This is a genomic window from Chamaesiphon sp. OTE_20_metabat_361, assembly GCF_031364565.1.
In genome coordinates, this window is record NZ_JANLWO010000500.1 from 1 (window position 1) to 7811 (window position 7811).

Here is a 7811-nt window from a genome sequence, read left to right on the forward strand (position 1 = left end):
AATGAAAGCCAAAGTAGATCCTACCCGCGTTGAAAATCCCCAACCTGGCAAGATCACCGAGTTATACAAGCCGATCGCCCCGCCTGAAGGTGGCATGAATAACTACAGTGATGTCGATCCCAGACAAAGCACTGCTGAAGCCAAAGCTAAAGCCGATCGACTCATCAACAAAACTGAAGACCTCAAAAAAGGCGATACTAATCCTTTCAAACAACTCGGCAAACAATTAGATGACAAAGGAATTCGCGATCGGGCTGGCGAAACTGCCGACCAATTAAATCGATCGGCGAAAGAAACCGCTGAAGATGTTGCTAAAGGTACCAAAAGAGGCTATCAAAACCTCAAAGAAAACACTAAATCTTTCGCTGATGATGTGAAGTCCGCAGCCGATGACATTGGTGATGAAGCCAAAGCCAAAGCCAACGACCTCAAAAATAATATTCGTAAAGCCAGCTAAGCCACCGAATATTTGCAAAACAAGATGATAATTGAATCTGTTGGAGCTAGAAATTCCCAAAAATGGTCGCTCGCCGTGCCGCCCCGATCGCAGTGTGAAGTGAGCGTCATCGTACCCGTCAAGGATGAAGCCCAGACGCTCGTCCAAACCCTGAGCGCCCTTGCCAATCAGACTTGCCTGAACGGGCAACCGCTCGACCCCCTCAGCTATGAAATCATTGTCTTAGCTAATAACTGCACTGATGAGTCGGCCCAAATCGCCCGTCAGTTTGCCAAACGGCATCCCCGGTTAGCTTTACATGTCGCTGAGGTGACTTTGCCCCCAGAGCGTGCCTATATCGGTTACGTGCGCAAACTGCTGATGGATGAAGCCTATCGCCGCCTGATGAGTTTGGGCAAAAGACAGGGAATTATTGCTTCAACAGATGGGGATACTCAAGTGGCGGCAACCTGGATTGCTGCCACCATTCAGGAGATCGCGGGCGGTGTCGATGCTGTCGGCGGGCGAATTATTACCGATCGCCAGAGTCGTCAAGCCCTGCCGCCACAGGCGAAAACTTGCTTCTTGCAAGAGGTGGGTTATCGATCGCTAGTTGCCGAGATGGAGCATTATCTCGATCCCGATCCTTACGATCCCTTACCGCGTCACTACCAGCACTACGGCGCGAGTCTGGCGGTAACAGCCGAAATGTATGCCAAAGCAGGCGGCATTCCACCCGTCCGCACCCCAGAAGATGAAGCATTTTACCAGTCGCTACTCCGTGTCAATGCCCGCTTCCGCCATAGTCCCTTAGTACAGGTAACTACTTCTGCTAGAGTCTCTGGGCGCTCTCCAGTGGGACTAGCCAATCAATTGCGGAAATGGACGGATATGTCGATCGATAGCACCTTCAAAGTCGAACCAGCCGCTGCGACGATCTCCAGATTTCAATCGCGCCGGAAGCTGCGATGCTTGTGGCAAAAAGTAGCTTATGGTTATGTTTACCCACATGTACCTACTCCAGAAATCGCCCTATTAGCCCACAAATTAGCGGTTAGTAACGATTGGCTGCTGGATGAATTAGTACGACACCCCACCTTTGGCGGACTATTCGAGCAAGTTATCCAGCGTCAACATCACATCTGGCTCAGTCGCTGGCAACCGATCGATGTCCAGACAGCGATTAGCGACTTACGCCGACATAGATCGTGCCTCGATCGTCGCCACAATAGTATCGCTAAACGTCGTCCCCATCTTGCTGTCAGTAGGGCAAGCTTGGCTCCCCGGTTAATGCTGGCAGATGGGAGTCTCGATCGCCATTTGCAGCGATCGAATTAGTCGCTAAAAATGCTTGTTCTTGCCGACTATTGAGCGGTATTCACAGGCTCATAAAGAATGAGCGAGATAGTTTTGATTATCTTTGAACCTAGAATTCACATTAAATTACGGATCGATCGTACCCGAGGTCAATATGTTTTTATACAACAAAGTTTCTGCATCTACCATTGAAATTACCGATCTTGACAACCTGTTTAATCCCCTCAGAAATGAGGTCGAAGGACAAACTCAAGAAGGTCAAGAAGAACAAGATCCCGAAGCATTTGCTAAGCAGGATTTAGCATTTGCATCGGGCGAACCCCTGCCGCGTTGCTGGGTAGACCCAGATTATCGCACGAAATAATTGTTGCTTTATCAGCAAGATTTAGCAAAATGAAAATGCACTAAGGTAAGCTCCTCGGTGCGTTTTTAATATGTCCATCTTCCGAAACACCGGATCTGCTCGTATCGATCGGTTATATCAAATCCGCTCTACAAAGACTTTTTTGGCGATCGAAATCCCTTGTGCCCTCACCCCGCCATCGCCTCCGGCTCTGGCTCCCCTTCTCCCAAGCTTGGGAGAGGGGTTGGGGGTGAGGGCGAGGTTAGTGGGTTTTACAAGCCGTATTTGGTATGAGTAACAAGCATACCCAATCCCGATCGAACTCGCTCCAAACAGCAATAATTGTCGCAACTGGTACAGAAAATATTGGTGAGATAGCAAAAAGATCTCGATCGCGGGGAATGCTAAAATTGAGCTTTAGGATCGACTCTATCTAAATGTCAAGACTTGTGAGCAGATCTCCTGTGGAGAAAATAGTACAATCTAGATCTAGATCGCGCAACAATTACTAGGTGTTCGCTATGGAAGAATGGCAAAACGAAATCGCCGCCATGTTGAAAGATGTAACCGTGCTGTTTGATGAGATTGGTCGCGAACTCACGGAATTTGTTGAAGAAGTTACTACTGAGGCTCAGGAAATCCTTACTTTGCAATGGGACGAACTTACAGCCGTGCTGACCGAAATCTGGCAAGACTTAGAATTAGATTTTGAAGAATCCGCATCGATTAACTGGGACATGCCCTTCCCTACCAGACCGATGCCCGATCCAGCAGTTCATCCGGCGTGTGTGGGTTGTATCAACTATAATGGTTCTGTCTACGGTGGCAACCTGCTAGTTTGCGGGATTTATCCTTACGGTTGTAATAGCGATACCTGTACTGACTGGGAAGGTGAAAACGATTTAAACTAGTTAGGCTGACTCAGTTATACTAGCCCTCTATCGTTAATCTGTCGCGGGGTAGATTACCTGTTGTCAAAGTACGATCTTGCTCTGAAAGTCAGAGGTAAGGGCAGTGTTCATCAATAATTAACCGATCTCGATTATCATGACTCAGGCGCATCCAGAATCACTCACCACCCCCAGCGAAATGAAATACGGGGAACGGGAAATTATCAATGGCGAACTGATTACGTTCCCCAATCCTCGGCTGGGCAGACGCTACAATGTCGATATTAGTTTGCCAGAGTTTACTTGTAAATGTCCTTTTTCTGGTTATCCTGATTTTGCAACGATCGGCATTATCTATGTACCCGACCAAAAAGTTGTCGAACTCAAGGCATTGAAACTATATATCAATAGTTATCGCGATCGCTATATTTCCCATGAGGAAGTTACCAATCAAATCTTAGATGATTTTGTGGCAATTGCCGATCCGCATCAAATTACGGTGAGAGCTGATTTTTCACCGCGCGGCAATGTACACATGATTGTCGAAGTCAAACATGAAAAATAGATATTCGCGATCGCAATTACCAGCATTAATTAAGCTAAATTCTTAAAATTATTACCTGGATTCAATGCTGCGTAAAGATATTCTGTAGATATTCGCAGGGTGGGCACTGCCCACCATCTAGGTTTCAGTAAAGATATCTTGTAGTGGGACGACACGACTAAAACTGTGGGTAAAAGTCGTCCCAGTAGGGTGGGCAGTTCCCACCAATTAGATTTCAGACGTAGTCTATGTTCTGAAAAATTGCGCTTACCTACTTAGGTCAGGGCAAATATTTATTGGATTGGTAAAGTCTGAAACCTAGATGGTGGGCACTGCCCACCCTACGTTTAACTACTTAGGTCAGGGCAAGTATTTATTGGATTGGTAAAGTCTGAAACCCAGATGGTGGGCACTGCCCACCATACATCTACTTAAATTTAACTGCTGTCTACTATTTTTCGGATTTCTGACAATATTGATTCAAGCCTGTGACGAGATCGCGTTCGGGACTGACAATACTGGTGTATTTTCTCAACCCTTCATTGACCTTAGTAGATTTTTTCTCTTGAATACTCACAATCAGTTGTTTACCAATCTCGTTCGCTCCTTTATACATCGTTAAGAACTGACTTTTATATGTCTTGAGTTGTTCGTTTTCAACATTTACCCCTTCTAAATCTTTGGCGGAACGATCGAAAATTTCGACTAGTTTGGCAATGGTTTGCAGGTCGCCTTTGGTGCCAGATTCGCTAATATTTTTAGTGTCGATTACTGCCTGATTGACAACTTTAATCGTGTTTGCGCACTGAGATATCTTGCTATCGGTGCAGCCTACTGTCATCAAACTAGCGGCGATCGCGACTAGAACGTACCCACGTTGCCGTACTCCAAATTTCATCTACCTTACCTCAACACACATCAAATGTCCTTCATCTTAGCTGATAACCGCCGATCGTTAATCGATGGTACTAAAATTGGTCTTTGCGACCGCGAATGCGAGCAAAGGTTTCGATCGCGTCATGACTGCCGACACTAGCTTGGAGGGCGGCTGTATCCCAACGGAGAAAGGGATTGGTGCGTTTTTCTAAGCCGAGATTGGTGGGTACTGTGGGGATGAGCCGCTCGCGTTCGGCGGTGACACTAACTAAGCGCTGCTGAAGTTCTTGGTTATCAGGGTCGACGGTGACGGCAAATTTGAGGTTGCTCAAGGTGTACTCGTGAGCGCACCAAATCCGGGTATTGTCGGGCAATTGACGCAATTTAGTTATCGAACCGACCATTTGAGCGGGAGTTCCTTCAAATAGTCGTCCACAGCCGCCAGCAAAAATCGTATCGCCACAAAATAGCTCGCCCGGAACATCGTTCTCGACAGACGGGAAATAATAAGCAATGTGGGCGCGGGTATGTCCGGGGATGAAAAATACTTCACCAACTCGCTCGCCAAATTCCACGCGATCGCCATCGACTAGGTATACTTGTTGTCCGGGGATACGTCCGCGATCTTCGGCACCGCCATAGACGCGCAGATTGGGGTAGGCGGCGATTAATTCTTTATTACCACCGACATGATCGCCATGATGATGGGTATTAAAGATCGCCACTAGTTCGACTTGCTGGCGATGGAGTTCGGCGAGTACTGGTGCTGCTTCGGCAGGATCGACGACTGCGGCAATTTTCTGCTCTCGATCGAGCATCAAGAAGATATAGTTGTCTGAGAGGACGGGAATCTGAATAATTTCCATGAGTAGTAGTGGGGAGTAGAGGGATTTGGCCGTTTGACTGTTGGGCGTTGCTGATTTAAGGTATGATTTGCTCTTCAGTCCCGCCATCGCCTCCGGCTCTGGCTCCCCTCTCCCAAGCTTGGGAGAGGGGTTGGGGATGAGGGCAAGATCTATGCTTCATACATCAATTCAGCAACGCCGAAGTGCGATCTTTTCTCATACCTTCCACTATCCACTATCCACTATCCACTATCCACTAATCAATCAAACCATTATTCTCCTCAGTTGGCGATGTGGTCGGTTCGGGAATAGGATTGAGTTGTAGCTGCCATTGTTCGACGAGGTTTTGGGCGGCACTGTAGGAAGAAGTATTTGAGGGAATGACTTTGGCGATCGCAATTGCGCGGCGAAGATCGCTGGTGGCGGTGCTTTGAGCTACTTCCAGCATTTGCGACCCCCAGTTATCCATTGCCAGTCGGGCTTGGGAGCGGAGTGAAGAACTCTTGGGTACTCTAGCGGCGGCTTGGATGGCACCGAGTAGCGCTTCGGGCGTACCGCCACTTGCTAATCTCTGAGCAGCAGCCAGATTCGCTGTTGCTTGAAGTTGGGCTTGCCAATCGTTCACCCGTTCTTGACTTTGAGCGGATATTGCGCGTCCCCTACCGATTCGTTGCGCCATATTCACCGCGCCAACGAGATCGCCACTGCTAGCCAAGGCTTCCGCTTGAGCGAGGATCGGCCCATCTTCGGCGCGTTGCAAGTCGCCAGTCCATTGTTGAATCTTTTGTCGTGCTTGGGGATAGAGGGCACGTCCCGGACGGATTTGACCTAATTGGGCGACAGCTTTTTGGACTCCTCGGACGGTACCGCTAGCGGCTGAAGCTTCAGCCGCTTTGAGGTATGGTGTATCCTGGACTGTTTCGATCTGAGTGCGCCATTCGGTAGCGACTTTGGCGGCTTCTTTGCCGCGCGGATTGCTAGCGGGGATGCGCTGAACTTCACTAATTGCCATCTGGAGATCGCGGACGGTACCAGTACTAGCTAAGCTCTGAGCATGTTGGAGCGCGGCGAGATCCTGAATTTCAAGTTGCCAATTGGCTGAAGCTTGCTGAGATTTTTGGTAGAGCGAACTCTCTGGTTTGATGCCTTGAATGAGGGAGATAGCTGTTTCTAGTTCTGAGATACTCGAATTGACTGTATGGGACTGAGCTTGAGCGAAACTGATGAGATCTTGGAGTTCGGCTTTGGTGGTAGGCGCGTCGGGGGTTTGAGTGGCAATTTCGAGCGCACCCTGCCAGTCGTTTTTATCGAATTTTGCTCGCGCTAGCTTGAGCATTTGGATGGCTACTTTGTCGATAATAGTTTTGGCTTCGGTATGTGCAAAACTTTTGGGGTCGATTTTATTTGCCATTTCGACAGCTTTGAGCAGCGTTTTGACCGAATCACTCTTGACTAGTTGCCGCGCTTCGTCTAGTTTGGCACTATCAGCTTTAGCGATCTGGACTAAATCGGCTAATTCTTGATACTTAGTCATCGCCCAGTAGCGATTGTTGAGGCGCGTCAATCTGACGGCGACGGCGTAAGCATTCACCCACTTGGAACTATTTAATAATGCCCTAGTTTCCCGATCGAGTGCGACTCCTTTTGCCCAAGTTTCCTGCCATTGTCCCAGACGTTTAGACACGATTTTATAAGCCGGAATACTGGTGGGGACTTGCTTGGCAGCATTCACCGCTTCTTCATATTTGCCCTCTTGATAACTGGCTTCTGCTAATCTCAAAATCGCCAGCGACCAGCGTTGGACGTTGCTATCGACATAGTTGCGTGTCGGATCGTTGGGGGCGACATCTTTGACTAGGTTCAGGGCAGCTACTAAGTCTGGTAAGGTTTGTTTGCTGGCGGCAAGTTGTCCGCAATAAACCCGTAGCGATGGTGAAGACATAGGGACGAATATTTCGGGGCAATTGGGGACTGCTTTGGGATTGAGCAGCAAGCCTAATGCTAGATATACTAAGCCGCCAGAAATACCGAGGGTAATAATTGCCCAAAACACCCAACTTCGGATAAACGACAGTCGCAACCACGGGGGCATCTGGTTTACTAATTGTTTAGTAACCTGATTTGCTTGTTCAAAATCGAAGCGGGAGTTTGGTTTTGCCAAAACTGAAAAGAGGGTAGTTTAGGAGGGGAAAGGGGGAAAGGGGAAGGGGGAAAGGGGTTTTGATGGCACGAGCGATTGATGTTTAAGTAAGCTATTTCCCCAAAATAGCAGGAGAGCCGTCTAGTATAGCTGTGAGCTAGTAGCGCGAGCGCGGACAAATTTTAACCATATCTTAGCTTATTTAGGTTCGCAAAATATTTGGGCGAGCGCATTGGCTAATTGCGCTAATTGTGACTGTTGATGAGTCGCCATTAGTGAGAGTCTAATTCGGCTCGTAGGGACGGTGGGCGGGCGGATGGCGGGGGCAAAAATTCCCAATTGTTGCAGTTTACTCCCAATGGCGATCGCCGTGTGGGCATCTGGCAGCTCGATACAGATAATCGCTGAAGCGGAGGGAAT

9 protein-coding genes and 1 pseudogene are annotated in these 7811 nt (G+C 48.3%); 5 read left to right on the forward strand and 5 right to left on the reverse strand.

Annotated elements, in window-relative coordinates:
• From RMO35_RS14565 to RMO35_RS14575, 3 genes and pseudogenes are all read left to right on the forward strand, one after another.
• Window positions 1-457, forward strand: a pseudogene (locus RMO35_RS14565) (hypothetical protein); the annotation flags it as partial.
• 24 nt (window positions 458-481) lie between these two features.
• On the forward strand, window positions 482-1774 hold the full coding sequence (locus RMO35_RS14570) for a glycosyltransferase family A protein (RefSeq protein ID WP_309742055.1): 1293 nt from the start codon (window positions 482-484) through the stop codon (window positions 1772-1774).
• A gap of 133 nt (window positions 1775-1907) precedes the next feature.
• Entirely contained in the window at window positions 1908-2117 is a 210-nt protein-coding gene (locus RMO35_RS14575) for an acetyltransferase (protein WP_309742056.1), read from the forward strand.
• A 117-nt stretch (window positions 2118-2234) separates the two neighbouring features.
• On the opposite strand, the gene RMO35_RS14580 is transcribed toward RMO35_RS14575, so the two are convergent.
• Window positions 2235-2477, reverse strand: coding sequence for a hypothetical protein (locus RMO35_RS14580; protein WP_309742057.1), 243 nt, complete (start codon window positions 2475-2477; stop codon window positions 2235-2237).
• A gap of 140 nt (window positions 2478-2617) precedes the next feature.
• Here RMO35_RS14580 and RMO35_RS14585 point away from each other — a divergent pair, with 140 nt between their 5' ends.
• Both RMO35_RS14585 and queF read left to right on the forward strand, forming a co-directional pair.
• Window positions 2618-3007 (forward strand): hypothetical protein, encoded by a 390-nt coding sequence (locus tag RMO35_RS14585; protein WP_309742059.1) that lies wholly within the window; start codon window positions 2618-2620, stop codon window positions 3005-3007.
• A 136-nt stretch (window positions 3008-3143) separates the two neighbouring features.
• The gene (gene queF, locus RMO35_RS14590; protein ID WP_309742060.1) at window positions 3144-3551 is read left to right on the forward strand and encodes a preQ(1) synthase; all 408 of its coding nucleotides are present in this window, start codon (window positions 3144-3146) and stop codon (window positions 3549-3551) included.
• Between the two features lie 430 nt (window positions 3552-3981).
• Here the strand turns inward: queF and RMO35_RS14595 are convergent, their stop codons facing one another.
• The 4 genes from RMO35_RS14595 to RMO35_RS14610 form a co-directional block, all read right to left on the reverse strand.
• On the reverse strand, window positions 3982-4428 hold the full coding sequence (locus RMO35_RS14595) for a hypothetical protein (protein ID WP_309742061.1): 447 nt from the start codon (window positions 4426-4428) through the stop codon (window positions 3982-3984).
• Between the two features lie 70 nt (window positions 4429-4498).
• Window positions 4499-5272 carry a hydroxyacylglutathione hydrolase gene (gene gloB / locus RMO35_RS14600; RefSeq protein WP_309742062.1) on the reverse strand — a complete coding sequence of 258 codons (774 nt, stop codon included), beginning with the start codon at window positions 5270-5272 and terminating at the stop codon, window positions 4499-4501.
• A 235-nt stretch (window positions 5273-5507) separates the two neighbouring features.
• A complete protein-coding gene (locus tag RMO35_RS14605) occupies window positions 5508-7343 on the reverse strand; it encodes a hypothetical protein (protein WP_309742063.1) in 1836 nt (611 codons plus the stop codon).
• A gap of 246 nt (window positions 7344-7589) precedes the next feature.
• Window positions 7590-7811: aminotransferase class I/II-fold pyridoxal phosphate-dependent enzyme (locus tag RMO35_RS14610; RefSeq protein WP_396135674.1), on the reverse strand; the 222-nt coding region annotated here is incomplete at its 5' end.